Raw genomic sequence first — 20,170 nt, 5'->3', positions numbered from 1 at the left:
CCCGGTGATGCCGATGAACTCCAGAACCCGCACGCCCGCCTTCGTCCCCGCCCCCGAGGAGCCCCCGGCACCCGCCCCCGGGGAGCCCCCGGCGCCCGCCGCCGGGACGGCTCCGACCCGGGCGCCGGGCACCACGACGCCCGCGCACCCCCTCGCCGCCCCGCCCGGAGACGCCACCCGGATCGCGCTGGCGGAGCAGCTCCTGACCCTGCTGCGGACGACCACCACGGAGCCGCGCCCCGACGAGCAGCTCGAAGCGCTCACCCTGGCCGTCGCTGCGGACCTGCCGGTGCTGCTCTGGGGGGAGCCGGGTATCGGCAAGACCGCCGCGCTGACACAGCTCGCCACCTCCCTCGATCTGCCGCTGACCACCGTGATCGCCAGCGTTCACGAGCCGTCCGACTTCTCCGGGCTGCCCATCGTGGGCGAGGATCCGGCCGTGCAGGGGGTACCGATGGCACCGCCGCAGTGGGCCGTGGAACTCGTACGGGCCGGACGCGGTCTGCTTTTCCTGGACGAGCTCTCCACCGCCACCCCGGCCGTCCAGGCAGCGCTGCTCCGGGTCGTCCTGGAACGCAGGGTCGGTACGCTGCGACTGCCGCCCGCCGTAAGGATCGTGGCCGCGGCCAACCCCCGCGCGTCGGCGGCCGACGGATGGGAGCTGAGCCCGCCACTGGCCAACCGGTTCGTCCACCTGTACTGGCAGCACGACCGGGACGTCGTGGTGCGCGGGCTGGGCGGAGTCTGGCCCCGGGCGGAACTGCCCACGCTGGTACCGGAGCGGCTGCCGGAGGCCGTGGCCTTCGCCCGGGACGCGGTGTGCGGGTTCCTGAAGGTCAGGCCGACGCTGATCCACCGGCTGCCGAGCAGCGAGACGCGGCGCGGTGGTGCCTGGCCCTCGCCGCGCAGTTGGGAGGCCGCGCTGACACTGCTGGCCTTCGGCACGGCGGCCTCCGCCTCCCGGGAGGTGCTGGGCCTGCTGGTGCGGGGCGCCGTGGGAGACGGGCCCGGCCTCGAACTCCTCGCCCATATCGACCGGATGGACCTCCCGGATCCGGAGTCCCTGCTGGCGGACCCGGTCTCCGCCGAGCTGCCGGCGCGGGGTGACCTGCGCCAAGCCGCGCTGGAGGCGGTGGTCGCCGCCGTCGGCGCGCGCCCGCAGCGGGAACGCTGGGAGGCGGGCTGGGCGGTGCTCGTCCGGGCACTGGAGACCGGCACCCCCGACGTGGTCGTCGCCCCGGCGACGGCGCTGGCCGCGCTGCGCCGCGACGACTGGGAGGTGCCGGAGGCGGTGGAGCGGCTGACCGGGCTCGTCGGCCTCTCCAGGCGGGCGGCCCGTTCGGTGAGCCGGGCCGTGGCATCGACCGGCGCCGGCCGTCCGACGCCGGTGTCGCGATGACGGGAGCCGAGCACCCGCGTCCACGCCCTGTGCCCCGGCCCGGCCCGCCGCGACCTCCCCGACCGGCGCCGGGTACCGGGCCGAGGCCGCCGACGGGCCCCGACGGGCCGGCCGGGGGTCCGGGGCTGCCACTGGACACGGAGAAGCTGCTGGCCGCGCGGCTGCACGCGGTGAAGGTCCGCCCCTACCTGGCCGACGCGCTCTTCGCCCTGCACGTGGTGGAGGACCGGTCGGTGCCGACGATGGCGGTGGACGCCCACTGGCGCTGCTACGTCTCGCCCGGCTTCGTGGCACGCACCCCGGTGGAGGAACTGGCGGGCGTCTGGGTGCACGAGGTCTCCCACCTGCTCCGCGACCACCACGGGCGGGGCGAGCGGTACGCGCGCGCACACGAGGAGCCCGGACCCGACGAGCGCGCCGGCGCGGGCACCCCGCCGGCGGGCGCGGGGTGCCCTTCGGCCGGAGACCGGAGCCGGCTGCGGCGGAACATCGCCGCGGACTTCGAGATCAACGACGACATCTACGGCGAGGGGCTGCCCCTGCCCACCGGGGCGGTGCTGCCGTCGCTGCTGCGGCTGCCGCCAGGGCTGCTCATGGAGGAGTACCTGCGGACGGCGTCGTTGTCGGCACTCACCGCGGACCTGGCCTGGCTGGACTGCGGAAGCGGTGCCGACGGACAGGAGCGGCCGTGGGAGCTGGGGCCCGACGGGGCGCACGGGCTCAGCAGGCAGCAGCGGGACGCGGTCCGCTTCCGCGTCGCGGAGGGGATCAAGGGCCGGCCGGGCCATGCACCGGAGGGGTGGCGCCGTTGGGCCGAGGAGGCGTTCCATCCGCCGCAGCCGTGGCGGCAGTTGCTGGGTGCGGCGGTGCGATCGGCGACGGGTGCACCTGGGGCGGGCGAGAACCACAGCTACCGGCGCCCGTCCCGGCGCTCGGCCGGTGTCCCCGGCGTGCTGCTGCCGCACCTGTCCCGCACACCTCCCCGGGTCTGCGTGGTGATCGACACCTCCGGGTCGGTGAGTGACGCCGAACTGGGCAGCGCGCTGCTGGAAGTGGCGGCGATCGCCCGGGCGGTGGGCGGTCGGCGCGATCTGGTCTCGGTGCTCTCCTGCGACGCGGCTGCCGGGATCGCCGTCCCGGTCTGCCGGGCCGAGGGAATCCCCCTGATCGGCGGCGGCGGAACCGACCTGCGCTCCGGCTTCGCCCGGGCACTCCGCTCCCGGCCCCGCCCGGACGTGATCGTCGCGCTGACGGACGGACAGACTCCGTGGCCCTCCGCGCCGCCGCCCTGCCGCACCGTGGTCGGCCTCTTCCCCCGTCCGGCCCGCGCCGCGGACGAGCGGAACCCCGAGTACGTCCCGGACACCCCGCCGTCCTGGGCCCGCACCGTCACGATCGGCTGATGAGTCGGCCAGGTGAGTCGGCCGGGTGAGCGGCCGGGGACCGGGCGGGGAACAGGCCGACCGTCGTGCCCCCTGAGGCGCACGACCTCTGCGCCCGGTCCCGTGCACTCCCTTTGCGCGAGCCTCGTGCGGGGCGTGACCGGTGTGACGGATGCGATGGGTGCGCCGGCGTACGCGACCGGTTCACCACCCGCAGTCGAGGTCGGTCAGTCCCCCGCGGAGGACGGGATCGGTACGCGTACCGCTGACCCGCAGGAGCCCGCCGTCCGGTCCCCATTCCAGCGTGTAGCCGCCCGCGCCGACGGGCCGGTAGCCGTCGTCGACCGTCCAGGACCCGGCCTCGCCGAGCGCCCAGCCGGTACGTCCCACCGCGTACGCCTCTCCGTTGCCGATCACCAGGAAGGACGTCTCGCGCACCACGGCCGTGCAGCCTCCCGGCCCCGGAGGACGCAGTACGTGGTAGCGCGCGTCCGAGACCAGGTCGTCCACGGCTCCCCAGGCGGTCCCGAGCAGTGCCGCCGCGGCCAGCAGGCTGCTCCCGACCCGTGTCCACGGTGCTGCCCACCCGGCTCGCCTGCCCGGGAGTCCGCACGCGCCCGGAGCGCGGCCGGCTCGGGTGAGGGTCCGGCGGAGGACGAGTGCCCCGACCAGCAGCGGGGCGCTCACGGCCCAGCCGGGAACCACCCGCCCCCACACGAGCAGCAGCAGGTTGCCCCAGCTCGCCACCGCGGCCAGGGCCAGGCCCCCGATGCATACCGCGGTGGCGACGGCGGGCGGTGGACTCGCCGGGTGGCGTGTGCGTGTTCGGGTCACGGCAGGGGAGACTCCACGGACGCGCCGACAGTTGCGGTACGCGGCCGGAGGGCCCGTCGCCGCAGTCCCCGGGGTGTGCCCCGTACCGCCGTCGGTCCCGGTCGTCCGCACCGGACGGCGTGCTGCGCCCGCGAGCCGGGCCGGGCCGGGCGGGGCGCGGTCAGCTCGCCGGCGTACCCGTCAGGGTGGCCAGCTCGGCGGCGAAGAGCCGCGCGGGGTCGAATCCCATACCGGTGAAGTGGCCGGCCAGTTCCAGTGACAGGACGCCGTGCAGCCGGGTCCAGAAGGCCAGGGCCCGGTGGAGTGCCGCGGGCGGGGCCGGGTGGCCGTCCGCCCAGTCCCGGTGGCCCTCGACGTGCTCGGCGAACGGTGTCGCCGGTCCGTCCGAGGGCAGCGCGGCGCAGGCGTCCAGCAGGATCGCCATGATCTCGGAGGAGATCGCGGTGGTGTCGTCGGGCGCTCGGTAGCCGGGGACGGGCGTCCCGTACACGAGGAAGTAGCGCTGCGGGTCCCGGAGCGCCCAGTCCCGCAGGGCGTGCGCCAGCGCGGTCACGTCGGCGCCGGCCTGCGAGGCCGCGCGGAAGGTGTCGGCGAGGCTGCGGTACGCGTCCCTGACGAGCTCGGTGATCAGCGCGTCCCGGCCGTCGAAGTACCGGTACAGCGCGGGTCCGCTCATGCCCATCTGCTTGGCGATCGCGTTGAGGGAGAGTGCCGACGCGCCTGCCGTGGCGATCTGCTCCCATGCGCGTTCCTTGATCTCCGTACGCACCTGCGCGCGGTAGCGCGCACGCGGGGTCCGTGCGACCTGCTCCGTCACCGGCCTACCGCCTCTCCGTCGCCGCGGCCCTCGCAGCGTCCTGTTAGAGGTTATCACGAAAGCTATTGACTATCCGTGACGGATTGCGTTAGAACCTCTCACGAACACGAAGTCAGGTAACGAAAGTCGAGCACCCCGGAGGTCGCCATGAACGCCGAGCACGCCAAGCGCACGGAGCAGGCCGAGCGCACGGAGCAGGCCGAGCGCACGGAGCAGGCCGAGAACACGGAGCAGGCCGAGAACACCGGGCGCGTGGAGACGGCGAACCGGCACCTGGAGCGCGTCCGGTGCGTGGAGGGCGCCGAAGAGCTCCTCGAGGTCGTGCTGCCGGGCAGGGTCGAGCCCGAGGGCCTCCGGATCCGGCGGGGAGCCGTACCCGTCCCGGGCCCTGGCCAGGTCGTGGTCCGGATGGAGGCGACCGGCGTCTCCTTCGCCGAGCAGCAGATGCGGCGAGGCCGCTACTACGACCAGCCGCCGTTCCCGTTCGTCCCCGGCTACGACCTCGTCGGGACGGTCCGGGCGACCGGCGAGGGAGTCGGGCGGGGCCTGGCCGGCACCCGGGTCGCCGCGCTGCTCAAGGTCGGCGGCTGGGCCAGCCATGTCCTCGTCGACGCGGCGGACGTGGTCCCCGTGCCCGACGGGATCGGCGCGGCGGAGGCGGAGACCCTCGTCGTCAACGGCATCACCGCCTGGCAGATGCTGCACCGCAAGGCACGTGTCCGCACGGGGCACACCGTCGTGGTGCACGGTGCGAACGGCGGCGTCGGATCGGTCCTGGTCCAACTGGCCCGGTCCGCCGGCGCGCAGGTGATCGGCACGGCGTCCACGCGCCACCACGAAGCCCTGCGGGAGCAGGGCGTCGTCCCCGTCGACTACCGCGCCGGCGACGTCGCAGCGCGGATCCGGGAACTCGCCCCGCACGGAGTGGACGCCGTCTTCGACCACGTCGGCGGCCGCGGCATCGTCGACTCCTGGCGCCTCCTCGCCCCCGGCGGCACGCTGGTCTCGTACGGCAGCGCCTCGACCAGGGACGACGAGGGCTCCAAGCAGTGGCCCGTCCTCAAACTGCTCGGCCGGGTGTGGCTGTGGAACGCCCTGCCCAACCGCCGCCGTGCGTACTTCTTCAACGTCTGGGCCGGCCGCGCGCTGGCCCGGAACCGGTTCCGCGCCCGCCTCCGCGCCGACCTCACCCAGGTCTTCACAGCCCTCCAGCGCGGAGAGGTCACCGCCCGGATCGCCGCCCGGCTCCCACTCACCCGCGCCGCCGAAGCCCTGCGGCTGGCCGAGTCGGGCACCGTCGCCGGAAAGGTCGTCCTGCAGCCGTAGCACCACGCCGCCCGAAGCGAAGCACGCGCGGGACCGCTCCCGCCGTCACCGCTCGGCGCCGGTCGTGGCGCCGACCGTGCGGGCGACGGCGAAGGGTCCCGCCGGAGACCGGCGGGACCCTTGGACTTGCCTGTTCAGGCGCGGAATCGGCTTCTCCCGTCCCGGCGCGGGCGGGGAACCGCGCTCACCGCGGCCGCCCCTTGGCTGCTCACCTCGGGGTGAACACCAGCAGTCGGTCCAGGAGAAGGGACGACAGGGCAGGGCGAGTGAGCGTCTGCGGCTGCATGTAGGCGCGGGCCACAGCGCGGATCCTGGTCATGTCGACGGGACGGTCGGTCCCGTACTGCGAGCAGAAGTTGGTTTTGGCGGAGGGGAGTTCGGTCACGTGCGGCCCGGTGGGTCCGGCGTTGCCGGCGCGGCTGAACGTCCAGGCGTAGAACTTGTCCGCGTTCGGACGGTCGCCGAGGAAGTCCCGTGCGGTGCCCTCCAGTTCGCGGTTGTTCTCCGCGGTCAGGGACACGGCCGCCCTGGGGCCCGCGTACATCGCGATGCTCGAGTAGCTGGCCTGCCGGGTGGCCACGTGGTTGGTGCCGTAGGCGACGGCGAAGGAGCCGTCCGGCAGGCGGAAGTTCCGGGTGATCGGGTCGTCGGCGTCGTTGGACAGCGCGGCCACCCCTGTGATGGGCGGATCGGTCACCAGGTTCTCCTGCAGTCCCGGATTCGACTCCTCGAAGCCGCGCCTGACGACGATGTCCCGTGCCTTGTAGCCCGGGTGGGCTGCGATGATCCGTTGCCGCAGGTGCTGCAGCGTGGGGTTGAGGTCGAGCTCGGTGGCACCGGTCCCGGAGACGCGCATCCGGGGGACGGGCAGGGGGTTCGGACGGTAGACGGGCTTCGTCTGGTTCTGGGAGTGGCCCTGCGGCCGCACCCGGAAGACCTCGATCGGGGGTGCCGCGCGGTAGTCGTCGAGCGCCTTCTCGAAGCCGGGCTTGGCCACGATCGTGCGGATGCCGATCAGGAACTCGTCGGACCGCTTGCCGAGGCCGAGCCGGTACATGGCCGGAGGGATCGTCATGTTGTTGGTCCCGCGGCCCAGCCCGGAGGCCGCCAGCATCCGGTCGACCTCGTCCCTGGTGCGCCGGTTGCCCGTGATCACCAGGGCGAACGGCTTGCTGTACGGCGTCCTGCCGTTGGTGCGCACCGTCTTGTTGTTGACCGGGTCGACCACGGAGGTCCACACGACCGGTCCGGTGTGCAGCGACCCCTTGATCCGGGTGAGGTCGACACCGAAGTACTCCTCCGGCGGTGGCGTCGTACCGATCATCACGACGGCCTCGTCCTGCCGCAGGCGCCACGACCGGGGCGGGTTGGTGTTCGGCGCCTGCCCCGGTACCTCCGGCAGGCCGGTGAGGATGTAGGGCGACTGGGGGTTGGGCCACATGCCGCTGAAGACGGTTCCGTCGCAGTACCTGCCGTTGAGGTCGAAGACGCCCTCGGTGCCCGACTGCGACACGTAGCCGGACTCGGCCAGCCGGCGCTTGAACCGCGCCACCTGCCGGCTGGTGTCCGAGTGCGGAGAGCCGTGGTCGGTGACCGCGGTCGGGGACCCCTTCGAGGCGCCCGAAGCCGATGCTTCGGGAGGGGCGGCTGCCATGGCGAACGGCGCGGCCACGATCATGGCCAGCAGGGCGAGGACACCGGGGCGTCGACGTAGAGAGGAACGGACCATATGCGATCTTTACCTCCCTCGCCCCTCCGAGTCCGCGTCACCACCGCGTAGCCGGCCGCGGAAATCACGCACACGGAGCAGGTACGCGGCGGTCGCCGTGACGGGTGGGGCGTACATGAGCGGTGGGGGCCGACATGACGACGCGTCGTGACGGGTGGGATTGGTGTGACAGATGAGGCTGACGTGATGAGTGAGGCTGCGGGCGAGGCCGGAGTAACGGGCGAGGCCGGCGTAACGAGTGTGGCTGGTGTGGCCGGTGTCGGTGACGCCAGTGAGGCCGGTGTGACGGGTGAGGCCGGGTGACTGATGAGGCCGGTGTGACTGGTGAGGCCGGTGTGACGGGTGAGGCCGGGTGACTGATGAGGCCGGTGTGACTGGTGAGGCCGGTGTGACGGGTGAGGACCGGGCTGCAGGTGCCGTGGTGGGCTCCGCTGTGGGGGACGCGCTCGGAGCCCCGTTCGAGTTCACCCTGGAAGGCGGCTTCTCCGCCCGCTTCCCGGATGAGCAGGCCGGCGGGGAGATGTGCGGAGGCGGCGGCTGGGAGCCCGGTGAGGCCACCGATGACACGCAGATGGCCGTGCACCTCGCAGAGTCCCTGTTGGAGCGGGGTGGGCTCGATCTCCCCGACGTCTTCGCCCGCTTCCAGCGGTGGGCGTCCGACGAGCCGAAGGACATCGGCCTGCAGACCGAGGACGTGCTCACCAACGGATCCCCGTGGGATCTGGCGGCGGAGCTCCACTTCCGGACCACGCACCGCGCGGCCGGAAACGGCTCGCTCATGCGCGCCACGACCTCCGGCGTCTTCTTCGCCGGCGGGGGCCGCCAGGTGACGATGGACGCCGCCCGCCGCATCGCCGCGCTCACCCATGGCGACGCCGCCGCCTGGGAGGGCACCGCGATCTACCACGAGCTTCTGCGGGTCGCACTGGACGGCGAGGACCCGCTTGCCGCCGTCCCCGACACGCTCACCGCGGTGGAGGCGGAACACCGGGAGCGGTACGCCGTCGTCCTGGACCCGGACTGGCATCCTGACCAGGCCACCGAGTTCAACGGCGCGGTGTGGCCGTGCCTGGGCTCCGCGGTCTGGGCGCTGCGCACCACGAACTCGTTCGAGGCCGCGCTCCGGGCCGCCGTCGACCTCGGCGGGGACACCGACACCGTCGCCGCGGTCACCGGCGGACTCGCCGGAGCCGTCCACGGACTCGACGCGATCCCCACCCGCTGGACGCGGCCACTCCACGTCCCGCTGCCGGGCGGCGGCGGCCGCACACTGGCCCTGTGCGACCTCGTCCGGCTGGGCCGACGGCTCGACGAGAGGGGCACTCGGTAGCCGAACGGCTCGCTGTCGGTGCGGTGTGCCAGAGTCCTCGCATGCTGAAGATCGTGGTGGGGACGGAGAACGGGGAGCGGCACGTCCAACCGTCGTGAGTCCCGCGGCCAGCACAGCAGTCCCAAGGTTTTGTGCTGCCTCATCGGAGGTCGAAACGCCAGGTCAGCGGCACGAGGCGAGTGTGCTCGTCCGGATCTGTGCCGACGGCCACAGCGAGGACGCTCCTCCGAGGCGCATACTGAGCCATGACAAAGCCTGCTGCGTCCAAGCGTCACCTGCCCACCAGCCCCTTTGCGGCCCCGGTCGCACCGGTTCCCAAGCACTTCGCCGTGGGCGACCAGGTCACCCACGACATGTACGGTCTCGGTCGAGTGATCGGCATCGAGGACGGGGTGGCGGCGCTGGTGGATTTCGGCCCCGCGCAGAAGCGGATCTTGAGCCCCTACACCAGGATGACAAAGCTGTAGGACCGCTGTGCCCGGTCAGGGCACACCGGGTCCCTTCCGGGACCCGCAATGAAAGAGGGAGTACTCCCATCGACTTGACCTCGCTGTTCTCCGCCCGGCAGGGGCAACCCCGCAGCTCTGCCCCGGCATCGCCGCCTCCGTCGACCGACCCCTTCCGGGCCCCTGACTTCGGTGGGTGCGAGACCTCGCCGCTCGAGGACGCTCAGGAGCAGACGTGGGCCGCGCCTCGCGCGGCCCACGCAAGGCGCGGCCCGAGGCGGCGCTAGCTTTCCCGAACGACGCCGACGCCGACGCCGACGCTGATGCCGACACCGACGCTGATGCCGGTGCCGGCATGGGCCACCGGGCACCGGCCGGCTCGCCGCCCCATGGCCCGGAGCTGGAACGGTCGGGCTTCGGCGAGTGCCCGGGGCACGCTCGGGCGGGGACCGTCCTGGGTGACGGCGGATGCGCCGCGGGCCTTCGGTGCCGTCCGGTCTCGGTTTCCGGCCGGCCCGCCACCCGACCGGGTCAGGCGGGCTGCGCGAGATCCAGTACCCATACCGTCCCGTCGGGACCCTTCGCCGTACCGACGCCCACGTCTCGATATGCGCAGTCGAGCATGTTCTCCTGATGGATCGACCCGTCCATCCAGTCCTCGACCACGGCCGACGGATCCGAGACGTCCCGGTCCAGGTTCTCTCCCCAGGCGCTCCAGTCGTACCCGGCGGCGCTGATCCGCTCGTCCGCGTGCTGTCCTTCCGGGTTCTCGTGCCCGAAGTACCCGCGCGCCACCATGTCCGCGGCGTGCTTGCGGGCGGCCTCGCCGAGCCGCGGGTCGATCCTCAGCGGGGTACAGCCGGCCTGTGCCCGGCGGGCGTTGACGAGTCCGGTGAGCCGTTGTGCGGGCCCCACTGCTGCGGGGGTGGGGCTGGGAGTGCTGCGTGCGGGGGTGGGCGTGGGGGTCGGCGTGGGCGACGGGGCCGACGGGGCGGGGGACGCGACCGCCGTGCGGTCGGTGCCGGGCTCGGGCGCCCGCTCGGAGCCGGGCCACAGCAGGGCGAGCAGGAGCGCGCCGGCCAGCGCTCCGCCCCCGGCGGCGCCGACGACGGGCCACCTCGTCGCGGCCCCTCCCGCCGCTTCACCTCCGGTCCCCGGGCCCGGTGAGGGGTGCACCCCGCTTGCGGCGACCGAGGGGTCGGCGGAACCGGCGGAACCGGATGAGCCGGCGGAACCGGTGGGACCGGATGAGCCTGCGGAAGCGGAATGACCGCTCAGGCCGTACAGGTGGGGCGGTGCGGCCGGGTAGCCGTGCAGGGGTACGACGAGCGCCGTGCCCGCCAGCAGACCCTGCGGCGGCACGAGGTCCGTCCAGTGCTTGGCGCACGCGGGGCAGGTGCGCGCGTGCCTGGCGATCCTCTTGCGCCACACGGACGAGGGCGTACCGTCCCAGCCCGCGGTGACCTCTCCCAGTTCCCCGCAGCGGGCACGGAGGCCGACGGCGCGAACGACGACTCGGCTCACCTCCAGTCGCTCCTTCATGCGCTGCACGCGCACACCGGCGTGCTGGGGAGTCAGGCCCAGGGCCGTTGCCAACTCGTCCCGGGTGAGGCGGCCGGCGGCCTCCTCCCACCACAGGGCGAGGACCTCCCGGTCGTTCTCGTCGAGCCATCGGGTCGCTTCGGCCACCTCTCGGCGCTGTCCCGAGAGTTCGAGTCGGAGGATGGTCAGGTCGACGAAGTCGGGGCCGCGGTCGGCGCCTTCGGGAACGGAGTCGAGGGGGGCTGCGGTGTCGCGCTGCCTGCCGTGCCAGCGGTGACGTATCTCGTTCACGGCTATGGCCACCATCCAGGAGCGGAAGCGCGCCGGCTCCCGCAACCCGCTCAGGCCGTGGAGCACGCGGAGCATGGTGTCCTGGACGACGTCGTCCACATCGGTGTGACCGTCCAGCGCGCGTCCCACGATGTTGTAGACCAGCGGCAGGTAGTCCGCGACCAGTTGCTCCTGCGCATGCCGGTCCCCGTCGCGCGCGGCGGTGACGATGTCGACCCCGTGCAGGTTTTCCCTTTTCATCCGCTCCTCCGCCCTTCCTCCCCCCTCCACGAAACCGGTCGTCGGGGTACGCCTCGGCGACCGGCCGAGACGCCCGCACGCATGCCCTGCGGTTCGAGTCAGGGACAGTACCGCACGTGTGTTCCGGTTCCCGCCGGCCCTGGCGCCCTCCGTCCGTGGCCGGCAGCCACCCCGGCGCCTCTCGGCCGGCCGGTCTCCGCTCCAGGGACACGACGGCCGACGCACTGCCCGCACGGACGGGCCGCCGCGGAGCCCTCCGGGACTTCGGCCCGGTGGCGACCGGGATCGCGTTTGGCGGGAGTCGCTCCCGCAACCGACGCCGGCCTCCTGCGGAATCCGTTCCGGAAAACCTGTTATGCGGGCTGCGCGGACCGCTCTCCTGTGCGCCGGACCGACCGGCCCGGGAAGGAGCCACCATGCACCACCAGGAACGCCGTCACGCGCACAAGCGGGGCGGGAGCCGGCCGTCGCCCCCGGCGACGCACGACCTTCCGGAGATACCCGGCGACACCCGATCCCTGGGTCACCGCAGGTCGCGCGCATTGAGAAGGCGGCAGCGTCGGACGCGGGCCGGCAAACTCGTCGTCGCCGCGCTGACCGGTTTCACGGTCACCGTGGGGGTGGGCTACGCCCTGAGCGGCCACGGGGACGGTGCACGGACCGATGCGTCGAATCGGGTGGAATCCCTGGAGAGCGAACCCGAAGCGCCCCCGGCCGAGGCGTCCGTCACACCCCGGCCCCGGACGTCCGCGTCCCCCACGGCCTCGGCGTCCGCCACGGCGACGCCCACGGCGGAACCGTCCGGGACCGGGAGCCCCGACGCCCGTCGCGGGTCCGGTGCGGACACGGCCCGCTCCGCGCCCGTGAACCGGCCGCGTCCGACGCGGTCGACCGCGACGCCGACCCCCGCGCGCACCGCGGGCACCCCCCGTCCCGTGGGCTCGGCGTCCGGCGCAGCCGCAGAACTCGCCCGGGAAGTGGTCCGCCTGGCCAACGAGGAGCGGGCAAAGGCCGGCTGTGCACCGCTGCGCACCGACGACCGCCTTCAGGCCGCCGCTCAGGGCCACGCCGATGACATGGCCGCTCGCAACTACTACGAGCACGACAGTCCGGACGGAAGGGACCCGGGTGACCGGATCGGAGCGGCGGGCTACGACTGGCGAAAGTGGGGCGAGAACATTCACAAGGGTCCGAAGGACGCCGCTACCGCGATGCGGGACTGGATGAACAGCCCCGCGCACCGCGACAACATCCTCGACTGCGGCTTCAAGGACCTGGGTGTCGGCGTCAACCTCAGCTCCAACGGCCCCTGGTGGGTTCAGGACTTCGGCACTCCGAGCTGACCGGCGGCCGAGCCCCCGATGCCGCCCGGCCGAGCAGGGCAGAGTGGTGCGGGGCAGAGTGGGGTGGGGCGAGCAGGGCGCACGGGGCGGTGCGGGGCCGTGACCGGTCGCCCGTTCCGGTCACGGCCCCGCAGGTGGGGAGGTCGGTCACCGACGCGTCAGCAGCAGCCGCCCTCGGCGGCCGGTTCCTTCGTGCCGGTATCGGGCGAGGCCTGGCCGGTGCAGCAGGCACTGCCCGGTTGCCTGGCCAGGGAGTCGGCGTCGGCCTTGACGACGTACACCTCCCAGGGCTCCAGGCCGGGGCCGCGGACCCAGACCTTGTCCTGGAGGGCGTAGCAGCAGGCGGTGTCGTTCTCCTCCGTCGTCTCCAGGCCGGCCTCGCTCAGCCGGCCGGTGGCGGCGTGGACGGCCTCCGTCGACTCGACCTCGACGCCGAGGTGATCCAGCCGGGTGTCCTCGTTCGGGACGCCCTCGATCAGGACGAGCTTCAGCGGGGGTTCGGCAATGGCGAAGTTGGCGTAACCGTCGCGGCGTTTGGCGGGCTCGGTGCCGAAGAGCCTGCTGTAGAAGGCGATCGACGCGTCGAGATCCGGGACGCGCAGTGCGAGTTGTACGCGAGACATGGCGAACCTCCTTGTGCGGGGCGGGTTTTCAGCGGCCACCGGACGTGGTCGCCGGGGCGGCGGTGCCGATCTGGAGCGTGGTGGGGGCGGCGCAGCATCCGCCGCCGGACTGCTCGGCGTTCTCCGGCTCGTCGTAGAGGCCCGCGCCACCGCACACGCCTGTCTCCGGGAGGGTGAGTTCGACGCGCTCGGCGGCCTCCCGGTCGCCCGCCATGGCGGCGGCGATGGAGCGGACCTGCTCGTAGCCGGTCATCGCGAGGAACGTCGGGGCGCGGCCGTAGGACTTCATGCCGACCAGGTAGACGCCCTCCTCGGGGTGGGAGAGCTCCTTGGCCCCGTGCGGGTAGACGGTGCCGCAGGAGTGGGCGTTGGGGTCGATCAGCGGGGCCAGCGCGGTGGGCGCCTGGAGGCGCTCGTCGAGGCCGAGGCGGAGTTCGGAGAGGAAGGACAGGTCGGGGCGGAATCCGGTCAGGACGATGACCTCGTCGACCGGGTCGAGGCGGCGGCCGTCCTCGGCGACGAGGGTGATGCGGTCGCCGTCGCGTTCCACGGCCTGTGTGCGGAACCCGGTGACGGCGCTCGCGTGGCCGGCCTCGACGGCTTCCCTGGCGCGCAGGCCCAGGGCGCCCCGGGCGGGGAGCTGGTCCGCTTCGCCGCCGCCGTAGGTGTCGGCGCCGATGCCGCGGCGCAGGATCCACACCGCGTGCGTGCCGTCGCCGTCCTCCTCCTTCGCGAGGTCGGCGAGGAGGGCCAGGGCGGTGAAGGCGGAGGCGCCGGAGCCGACGACGGCGGTGCGACCGCCGGCGTAGCGGGCGCGTACCTCGGGGTCGTTCAGGTCCGGGACGCGGTAGGAGATGCGGTCTGCGGCCGACTTCTCGCCGAGGGCGGGCAGTCCGTCGGCGCCCACCGGGCTCGGCACGGACCAGGTGCCCGAGGCGTCGATGACGGCGCGGGCGCCGATCCGCTCCTCGCGTCCGTCGGCGGACCGGACGTGCACGGTGAAGGGCTGCTCGTTCCGCCCGGCGTCGACGACGCGGTCGCGGCCGGCGCGGGCGACACCGGTGACCGTCGTGCCGTAGCGGACCTTGTCGCCGAGGGCGTCGGCGAGGGGCTGCAGGTACCGCTCGGCCCAGTCGCCGCCGGTGGGATAGGACGAGGCGTCGGGGCGGACCCAGCCGGCCGGGGCGAGGAGCTTCTCGGCGGCAGGGTCGACGAGCTCGCTCCAGGTCGAGAAGAGGCGGACGTGGGACCACTCGCGCACGGCGCTGCCCGCGGCGGGTCCGGCCTCCAGGACCAGGGGTTCGATGCCGCGCTCGACGAGGCGGGCGGCCGCGGCCAGGCCGACCGGGCCGGCTCCGACGACCACGACGGGCAGCCGCTCGGCGGTCGGCACGCTGTTGATGGGCACAGCCACGGGATTCCCCTTTGCTTCGACGTTCGTCGATGTTCTGTCCGGCCAGGGTGGCACCCGATTAGATAATCGTCAACATAGACATGCATCGAATTTGCTGAGGTGTCGCATCCCTCGCCAGCCTGGTTCGATGTATGTCAACATAGATGGATGTCGCATGAGAAGCTGCTGCCGCTGCTGGAGCCCGAGGTCTCCGAGGCCGTGGCGCCGTGCTGCCCGCCGCTGACCGAGCGCCCCTTCACGGCCGAGGAGGCCGAGACGGCCGCGCGGATGTTCAAGGCGCTCGGCGACCCGGTGCGTGTGCGGCTCTTCTCGGCGGTGGCCTCGCACGAGGGCGGCGAGGCGTGCGTGTGCGACATCTCCGACGTCGGCGTGTCCCAGCCGACCGTCTCCCACCACCTGAAGAAGCTCAAGGACGCCGGCCTGCTCACCTCCGAGCGGCGCGGCACCTGGGTCTACTACCGCGTGGAACCGTCCGTGCTGGCCGCGATGGGCAGACTGCTGACGATCGCGCCGCCCCCGGCCTGACCGGCACGGCGGGTACGGCCGACCAGGTTCGCGATCCGGCGTGCGGCGTCCCGCGCCGGACGGCCGACGCCGATCAGGGTCGCGGAGGCGGGCCCGGTCCAGTCGCCGTAGCCGAGCAGGTGCAGGCGCGGCTCGTCCACGGACTGCGTCCCCGTGACGGCGATACGGCCGCGCGGGCCGCGTAGACCCAAAGGCGCCAGATGGGACAGAGCCGGGCGGAAGCCTGTGCACCAGATGACCGTGTCGGCCTCGGCGCGGGTGCCGTCCGCCCATGCGACACCGTCGGGCACGAGGCGGCCGAACATCGGTTCCGCCTTCAGCAGGCCGAGGTCCCGGGCCTCGCGGACGGGCGGTACGGCGACGATGTCGCCCAGCGAGGCCACCCCGCCGGTGTCCGAGCGCCCCTCGTCGAGGGCGCGGCGGCGGGCGGTGGCGGCGTCGAACAGGGCACGCCCGTCGATGTCGTCGGCGAGGAAGCGGGGCGGGCGCCGGGTGACCCAGGTCAGGGTGGTGTCGTACGCCAGGTCGGCGGCGATCTGGGCGCCGGAGTTGCCGCCACCGACCACGATCACGCGTCGGTCGGCGAGTTCGGCGGGGCTGCGGTACTCGGCCGCATGCAACTGGCGCCCCTCGAAGGCTGCTCGGCCGGGGACGGCAGGGAGGAAAGGCCGCCACCAGGTGCCGGTGGCGCTGATCACCGCACGGGCGCGCCAGGTGCCGGAGTCGGTCTCCACCCGCAGGCGGCCGCCGTCGCGGTGGACCCCGGCGACGCGTACGGGGCGCTCGACGGGCAGTTCGTACCGCTTCTCGTAGTCGGTGAGGTAGTCCACCACGTGCTGCGCGTCGGGGTGGATCTCGCCGGGCTGCGGCGGCATCAGGCGGCCCGGCAGTGAGGAGTAGGCGGCCGGGGAGAACAACCGCAGCGAGTCCCATACGTGTTGCCAGGCGCCGCCCGGTGCGGCCTGCGCGTCGAGGACCACGAAGTCGAGGCCCAGGCGGCGCAGGTGGTAGCCGGCGGCGAGTCCGGCCTGGCCGCCGCCGATCACCACGACCTGCGTGCTGCGGCTCATTCGGCTGATCGTCCAGGCATGAAGACGAGGGCGACCAGGGCCAGGCCGACGGCCCCGCCGACGAGTTGCATGCCGATGAACCCGGCGACCGATCCGGGCGCGATGCCCGCGAAGGTGTCGGTGAAGGCCCGGCCGATGGTCACCGCCGGGTTGGCGAACGACGTGGACGAGGTGAACCAGTACGCCGCCCCGATGTAGGAGGCGACGGCCACGGGGGCGTACTGCAGGCGGTGGGTTCGGGCCAGGCCGAAGATCAGCAGGATCAGGCCCGCGGTCGCGACGACCTCGCCGAGCAGCAGGTGCCCGGCCGAGCGGTCGTGGGTGGACCACTTCACGAGGGGCTGGCCGAACATCGCGTCCGCCAGGATCGCGCCCCCGATCCCACCCGCGATCTGCGCCGGCAGGTACACGGCCACCTCGCGCGGGGTGACGCCGGCGCCGCCGCGGCGGGCGGTCCACCACTCGGCCAGGGTGACGACCGGGTTGAAGTGCGCGCCGGAGACCGGGCCGAGCAGCAGGATCAGGATGCCGAGTCCCAAGACGGTGGCCGTGGAGTTGGCCAGCAGTTGCAGGCCGACGTCCTCGGTCAGCTCGGTGGCCTGGATGCCGGAGCCGACCACGACTGCCACCAGCAGGGCGGTGCCCACGAGTTCGGCGGCGGCCCGTGCGACGAGCGGAGTGCGCGGCGGAGTGGCGCCGGGCGCGGGGGCGATGGTGTCGGTGGCGGCGTTGGTGACGGCGTCGGTGGCGGTGGTGGCGTCGGTGGCGGTGGCGGTGGCGGCGGTGGCGGCGGTGGCGTCGGGCGCGGGGCCGGCCGGCGTGTACTCCGCGGTCGGGGTGGCTTCAGCGGGGGTCATGGACAGGCCCTCTTGTTCTCTGCGGCGACGCGGGCGGACTCGGCCAGGTCGGCGAACTGGCCGGCGAGCTGGGCGATGACGTCCGGGCGCAGCTTGTAGTACGTGTACCGGCCGCACGGCTCCGTCTCGACGACCCCGGCCTCGCGCAGCACTCTCAGGTGGTTGGAGAGGTTGGTCTGCTTGGCGCCGGTCTCCTCCACCAGGTGGGTGGTGCACAGCGTCTCTCGGGCGAGCAGGGTCACGATCCGGAGCCTGAGCGGGTCGCCCAGCACCCGGATCAGGTCAGTGTCGACTGACGTCATCATGTACTGATACTGTCACATCAGTGGTGGCTGACACCACCGGGTGCTGACGTCATTCGCACCCGATGCCGTCGTGAGACAAGAGAGACCGTCGATGTCCGACAAGCCTTCTGTGCTGTTCGTCTGTGTCCACAACGCCGGCCGCTCCCAGATGGCCGCCGCCTGGCTGACCCACCTGGCCGGGGACCGTGTCGAAGTCCGCTCCGCCGGCTCCAACCCGGGCGCGGGTGTCAACCCGGCCGCCGTTCAGGCCATGGCGGAGGTCGGCGTCGACATCTCCGCCGAGGTGCCGAAGATGCTCACCGTCGACGCCGTCCGGGAGTCGGACGTCTGCATCACCATGGGCTGCGGCGACACCTGCCCCGTCTTCCCCGGCAAGCGGTACCTGGACTGGCAGCTGGAGGACCCGGCCGGCCAGGGCGTCGAGGCCGTGCGCCCGATCCGCGACGAGATCAAGGTGCTGGTCGAGGACCTGATCAAGCAGATCGCGCCGGAGCCCCAGGCATGAGCACGGCGACAGACACGACCACGGGCATCCGCGACGTCATCGTCATAGGCTCCGGCCCCGCCGGATACACCGCCGCCCTCTACACCGCCCGCGCCTCGCTGCGGCCGATGGTCTTCGAGGGCGCGGTCACGGCGGGCGGCGCGCTGGTGCAGACGACCGAGGTGGAGAACTTCCCCGGCTTCCGCGACGGCATCATGGGCCCGCAGCTGATGGACGACATGCGCGCCCAGGCCGAACGCTTCGGCGCCGAACTCGTCCCCGACGACGTCGTCGAGGTCGACCTGGCCGGCTCCGTCAAGACCGTCACCGACAGCGCGGGGACCGTCCACCGGGCGAAGGCCGTCATCGTGGCGACCGGCTCGCAGCACCGCAAGCTGAACCTGCCGGGCGAGGACCGGCTCTCCGGCCGGGGCGTGTCGTACTGCGCGACCTGCGACGGCTTCTTCTTCCGCGAGCACGACATCGTGGTGGTCGGCGGCGGTGACACGGCGATGGAGGAAGCCACCTTCCTCTCCCGCTTCGCCCGCTCCGTGACCGTCGTCCACCGCCGCGACACCCTGCGGGCCTCCAGGACCATGCAGGACCGCGCGTTCGCCGACCCCAGGATCTCCTTCGCCCTCGACCGCGAGGTCGCCGAGATCCACGAGGACGGCGGCAGGCTCGCCGGCCTCACCCTGCGCGACACGATCACCGGCGAGAGCTCCCACCAGGCAGCCACCGGCCTGTTCGTCGCCATCGGCCACGACCCGCGCACCGACCTGGTCACCGGCCAGCTCGACCTCGACGCCGAGGGCTACCTCAAGGTCGCCTCCCCCTCCACCCGCACGAACCTCCCCGGTGTCTTCGGCGCCGGCGACGTGGTCGACCACACCTACCGGCAGGCGGTCACCGCGGCCGGTTCCGGCTGCGCGGCCGCCCTGGACGCCGAGCGATACCTCGCCGCCCTGAGCGACACCGGCACCGCGGGCGAACCCGTCGCAGCGGCCGTCTGACCCCCGAACCGAGACGGACGGCAGGAACTGCCGGTGCGTACGGGGCACGGCAGTGCTCGCGCGGTGGTGGCACGGAGCTCTCGGAGCCGTGCGTTCGTATGCTGACCCGCGGTGGCGCGGACGGGATGGACGGACGGACGGGCGGGCGGTGCGGTCGGTGGCGACGTTTGTGCTGGTGCACGGGGCGATGCACGGAGGCTGGTGCTGGTCCCCGGTACGCCGGAGACTCACCGCGGCCGGGCACGAGGTGTTCGCCCCCAGCCTGACCGGACAGGGCGAACGGCGTGACGCGCTCACTCCCGAGATCGGTCTGACGACCCATGTACGCGACCTCACCGAACTGTTGTGGTTCGAGGACCTCACCGACGTGCACCTGGTGCTGCACAGCTACGCCGGTGTACTCGCGGGCCCGCTCGCCGAAGCCGTCGGCGAACGGCTGGCCTCGCTGACCTTCCTCGCGGCCTTCCTCGTGGAGCCGGGGGAGTGCCTGCTGGACGTGGAGCCGCCCGAGGTCGCCGACCGCTACCGGCGGACCGCCCGGGAGCACGGCGAGGGGTGGTTCCTCCCACCGGCACCGGCGTTCCTGGAACAGTGGGGCATCCCGGACGACCTGCGTTCCCACGTGGGCGAACGGCTGACGGCCTTTCCACTGCGGTGCCAGACCGACGCCGCCCACTACGATCCTGCGCCGCTCGCGGCCCTTCCCACCACCTACATCCGGCACACCCGGCCACCGCTGGAGAGCCTCCACCGCTCCTACGGCCGTGCGGTGCGGGCGGGTTGGGACATCCGCGAGATCGCCTGCGGACACGACGCCATGCTGGCCGAGCCCGAGCGGACGGCGGCGCTGCTGGAGTCGATCGCGCGCGGCCGGTAGCGCCTGGTCCCCTGCGTCCTGCGGCGCCGGTCCGCCTGCCGCGTCAGGCGATCGACGGATCGGCCTCGTCCTCCACCGTCCACTCCGTGTCCCGCAGCAGCGCGTCCAGCATCGCACTCGTGCCGCCCGTCACCCCCGTGAGCAACGCCGCCACCGCCAGCGCGCACAGCAGCCACGCCAGCGGTCCCGGCATCGACGACTTGGCCACCAGGAGCACCGGCAGGCACAGGAGCGTCGCCAGGACGCCGCCACCCAGTATCGGAAGATGCACCGGCGGGCGGAACTTCGCGTTTCGCGGCAGCGCCTTCGCCTTGCGGCTGGGC

At 73.2% G+C, this 20,170-nt stretch carries 20 protein-coding genes; 10 read left to right on the top strand and 10 right to left on the bottom strand.

Annotation, left to right across the window (positions count from 1 at the left end; all coding sequences use genetic code 11):
- Positions 1-13: 13 nt before the first annotated feature.
- Together ACL02U_RS25075 and ACL02U_RS25070 are read left to right on the top strand one after the other, a co-directional pair.
- Positions 14-1,399 (top strand): AAA family ATPase, encoded by a 1,386-nt coding sequence (locus ACL02U_RS25075; RefSeq protein ID WP_412793191.1) that lies wholly within the window; start codon positions 14-16, stop codon positions 1,397-1,399.
- Positions 1,396-2,802, top strand: a complete 1,407-nt coding sequence (locus ACL02U_RS25070; RefSeq protein ID WP_412793190.1) for a DUF2201 family putative metallopeptidase — start codon at positions 1,396-1,398, stop codon at positions 2,800-2,802. The genes ACL02U_RS25075 and ACL02U_RS25070 overlap by 4 nt, the downstream gene beginning before the upstream one ends.
- Before the next feature lie 183 nt (positions 2,803-2,985).
- Here ACL02U_RS25070 and ACL02U_RS25065 read toward each other — a convergent pair whose 3' ends face one another.
- Positions 2,986-3,615, bottom strand: coding sequence for a hypothetical protein (locus tag ACL02U_RS25065; protein WP_412793189.1), 630 nt, complete (start codon positions 3,613-3,615; stop codon positions 2,986-2,988).
- Between the two features lie 160 nt (positions 3,616-3,775).
- Positions 3,776-4,432 carry a TetR/AcrR family transcriptional regulator gene (locus tag ACL02U_RS25060; protein WP_412793188.1) on the bottom strand — a complete coding sequence of 219 codons (657 nt, stop codon included), beginning with the start codon at positions 4,430-4,432 and terminating at the stop codon, positions 3,776-3,778.
- 147 nt (positions 4,433-4,579) lie between these two features.
- Here ACL02U_RS25060 and ACL02U_RS25055 point away from each other — a divergent pair, with 147 nt between their 5' ends.
- A complete protein-coding gene (locus ACL02U_RS25055; protein ID WP_412793187.1) occupies positions 4,580-5,758 on the top strand; it encodes a medium chain dehydrogenase/reductase family protein in 1,179 nt (392 codons plus the stop codon).
- A gap of 208 nt (positions 5,759-5,966) precedes the next feature.
- Here the strand turns inward: ACL02U_RS25055 and ACL02U_RS25050 are convergent, their stop codons facing one another.
- The gene (locus ACL02U_RS25050; protein WP_412793186.1) at positions 5,967-7,487 is read right to left on the bottom strand and encodes a hypothetical protein; all 1,521 of its coding nucleotides are present in this window, start codon (positions 7,485-7,487) and stop codon (positions 5,967-5,969) included.
- Positions 7,488-7,908: 421 nt separating this feature from the next.
- Here ACL02U_RS25050 and ACL02U_RS25045 point away from each other — a divergent pair, with 421 nt between their 5' ends.
- Complete coding sequence (locus ACL02U_RS25045; protein ID WP_412793185.1) at positions 7,909-8,817, top strand: ADP-ribosylglycohydrolase family protein; 909 nt, start codon at positions 7,909-7,911, stop codon at positions 8,815-8,817.
- Between the two features lie 245 nt (positions 8,818-9,062).
- Positions 9,063-9,284: a hypothetical protein gene (locus ACL02U_RS25040; protein WP_412793184.1), complete on the top strand. Its 222-nt coding sequence runs from the start codon at positions 9,063-9,065 to the stop codon at positions 9,282-9,284.
- Between the two features lie 510 nt (positions 9,285-9,794).
- On the opposite strand, the gene ACL02U_RS25035 is transcribed toward ACL02U_RS25040, so the two are convergent.
- On the bottom strand, positions 9,795-11,336 hold the full coding sequence (locus tag ACL02U_RS25035; protein ID WP_412793183.1) for a sigma-70 family RNA polymerase sigma factor: 1,542 nt from the start codon (positions 11,334-11,336) through the stop codon (positions 9,795-9,797).
- A gap of 935 nt (positions 11,337-12,271) precedes the next feature.
- Between ACL02U_RS25035 and ACL02U_RS25030 the strand changes: the two genes are divergently transcribed.
- Positions 12,272-12,679 (top strand): CAP domain-containing protein, encoded by a 408-nt coding sequence (locus ACL02U_RS25030; RefSeq protein ID WP_412793182.1) that lies wholly within the window; start codon positions 12,272-12,274, stop codon positions 12,677-12,679.
- 158 nt (positions 12,680-12,837) lie between these two features.
- On the opposite strand, the gene ACL02U_RS25025 is transcribed toward ACL02U_RS25030, so the two are convergent.
- Both ACL02U_RS25025 and ACL02U_RS25020 read right to left on the bottom strand, forming a co-directional pair.
- On the bottom strand, positions 12,838-13,302 hold the full coding sequence (locus ACL02U_RS25025; RefSeq protein ID WP_412793181.1) for an ArsI/CadI family heavy metal resistance metalloenzyme: 465 nt from the start codon (positions 13,300-13,302) through the stop codon (positions 12,838-12,840).
- 28 nt (positions 13,303-13,330) lie between these two features.
- Positions 13,331-14,716 (bottom strand): NAD(P)-binding domain-containing protein, encoded by a 1,386-nt coding sequence (locus ACL02U_RS25020; RefSeq protein WP_412793180.1) that lies wholly within the window; start codon positions 14,714-14,716, stop codon positions 13,331-13,333.
- 147 nt (positions 14,717-14,863) lie between these two features.
- Here ACL02U_RS25020 and ACL02U_RS25015 point away from each other — a divergent pair, with 147 nt between their 5' ends.
- On the top strand, positions 14,864-15,241 hold the full coding sequence (locus ACL02U_RS25015; RefSeq protein WP_412793179.1) for an ArsR/SmtB family transcription factor: 378 nt from the start codon (positions 14,864-14,866) through the stop codon (positions 15,239-15,241).
- Here the strand turns inward: ACL02U_RS25015 and ACL02U_RS25010 are convergent.
- The 3 genes from ACL02U_RS25010 to ACL02U_RS25000 are packed head-to-tail and all read right to left on the bottom strand — an operon-like array spanning position 15,172 to position 17,473.
- Positions 15,172-16,311, bottom strand: coding sequence for an ArsO family NAD(P)H-dependent flavin-containing monooxygenase (locus tag ACL02U_RS25010; protein ID WP_412793178.1), 1,140 nt, complete (start codon positions 16,309-16,311; stop codon positions 15,172-15,174). The genes ACL02U_RS25015 and ACL02U_RS25010 overlap by 70 nt on opposite strands.
- Entirely contained in the window at positions 16,308-17,168 is an 861-nt protein-coding gene (locus ACL02U_RS25005) for an aquaporin (protein ID WP_412793177.1), read from the bottom strand. The genes ACL02U_RS25010 and ACL02U_RS25005 overlap by 4 nt, the downstream gene beginning before the upstream one ends.
- Entirely contained in the window at positions 17,165-17,473 is a 309-nt protein-coding gene (locus ACL02U_RS25000; RefSeq protein WP_412793176.1) for an ArsR/SmtB family transcription factor, read from the bottom strand. Before ACL02U_RS25000 ends, ACL02U_RS25005 begins: the two co-directional genes overlap by 4 nt.
- Before the next feature lie 91 nt (positions 17,474-17,564).
- On the opposite strand from ACL02U_RS25000, the gene ACL02U_RS24995 reads away from it, so the two are divergent.
- The 3 genes from ACL02U_RS24995 to ACL02U_RS24985 all read left to right on the top strand — a co-directional run bounded on the left by ACL02U_RS24995 (position 17,565) and on the right by ACL02U_RS24985 (position 19,847).
- Positions 17,565-17,978: an arsenate reductase ArsC gene (locus tag ACL02U_RS24995; protein WP_412793175.1), complete on the top strand. Its 414-nt coding sequence runs from the start codon at positions 17,565-17,567 to the stop codon at positions 17,976-17,978.
- Positions 17,975-18,970 (top strand): thioredoxin-disulfide reductase, encoded by a 996-nt coding sequence (gene trxB, locus ACL02U_RS24990; RefSeq protein ID WP_412793174.1) that lies wholly within the window; start codon positions 17,975-17,977, stop codon positions 18,968-18,970. Before ACL02U_RS24995 ends, trxB begins: the two co-directional genes overlap by 4 nt.
- A gap of 157 nt (positions 18,971-19,127) precedes the next feature.
- Positions 19,128-19,847, top strand: coding sequence for an alpha/beta fold hydrolase (locus ACL02U_RS24985; RefSeq protein ID WP_412793173.1), 720 nt, complete (start codon positions 19,128-19,130; stop codon positions 19,845-19,847).
- Positions 19,848-19,890: 43 nt separating this feature from the next.
- Here ACL02U_RS24985 and ACL02U_RS24980 read toward each other — a convergent pair.
- Positions 19,891-20,170, bottom strand: a 280-nt coding sequence (locus ACL02U_RS24980) for a hypothetical protein (protein WP_412793172.1), incomplete at its 5' end; no start/stop codon positions are given.

This window comes from Streptomyces sp. MS06 (assembly GCF_047200655.1).
In the GTDB taxonomy this organism is placed as follows: domain Bacteria; phylum Actinomycetota; class Actinomycetes; order Streptomycetales; family Streptomycetaceae; genus Streptomyces.
Note: the sequence above shows the minus strand (reverse complement) of the source record. Positions and strands in the feature narration are given on the sequence as shown.

Coding starts and splice junctions, on each gene's coding strand:
- ACL02U_RS25010 (WP_412793178.1), bottom strand. CDS start 16,311: ATGAGCCGCAGCACGCAGGTCGTGGTGATCGGCGGCGGCCAGGCCGGA.
- ACL02U_RS24995 (WP_412793175.1), top strand. CDS start 17,565: ATGTCCGACAAGCCTTCTGTGCTGTTCGTCTGTGTCCACAACGCCGGC.
- trxB (WP_412793174.1), top strand. CDS start 17,975: ATGAGCACGGCGACAGACACGACCACGGGCATCCGCGACGTCATCGTC.
- ACL02U_RS25040 (WP_412793184.1), top strand. CDS start 9,063: ATGACAAAGCCTGCTGCGTCCAAGCGTCACCTGCCCACCAGCCCCTTT.
- ACL02U_RS25055 (WP_412793187.1), top strand. CDS start 4,580: ATGAACGCCGAGCACGCCAAGCGCACGGAGCAGGCCGAGCGCACGGAG.
- ACL02U_RS25035 (WP_412793183.1), bottom strand. CDS start 11,336: ATGAAAAGGGAAAACCTGCACGGGGTCGACATCGTCACCGCCGCGCGC.
- ACL02U_RS25050 (WP_412793186.1), bottom strand. CDS start 7,487: ATGGTCCGTTCCTCTCTACGTCGACGCCCCGGTGTCCTCGCCCTGCTG.
- ACL02U_RS25015 (WP_412793179.1), top strand. CDS start 14,864: ATGTCGCATGAGAAGCTGCTGCCGCTGCTGGAGCCCGAGGTCTCCGAG.
- ACL02U_RS25000 (WP_412793176.1), bottom strand. CDS start 17,473: ATGATGACGTCAGTCGACACTGACCTGATCCGGGTGCTGGGCGACCCG.
- ACL02U_RS25070 (WP_412793190.1), top strand. CDS start 1,396: ATGACGGGAGCCGAGCACCCGCGTCCACGCCCTGTGCCCCGGCCCGGC.
- ACL02U_RS25075 (WP_412793191.1), top strand. CDS start 14: ATGAACTCCAGAACCCGCACGCCCGCCTTCGTCCCCGCCCCCGAGGAG.
- ACL02U_RS25005 (WP_412793177.1), bottom strand. CDS start 17,168: ATGACCCCCGCTGAAGCCACCCCGACCGCGGAGTACACGCCGGCCGGC.
- ACL02U_RS25025 (WP_412793181.1), bottom strand. CDS start 13,302: ATGTCTCGCGTACAACTCGCACTGCGCGTCCCGGATCTCGACGCGTCG.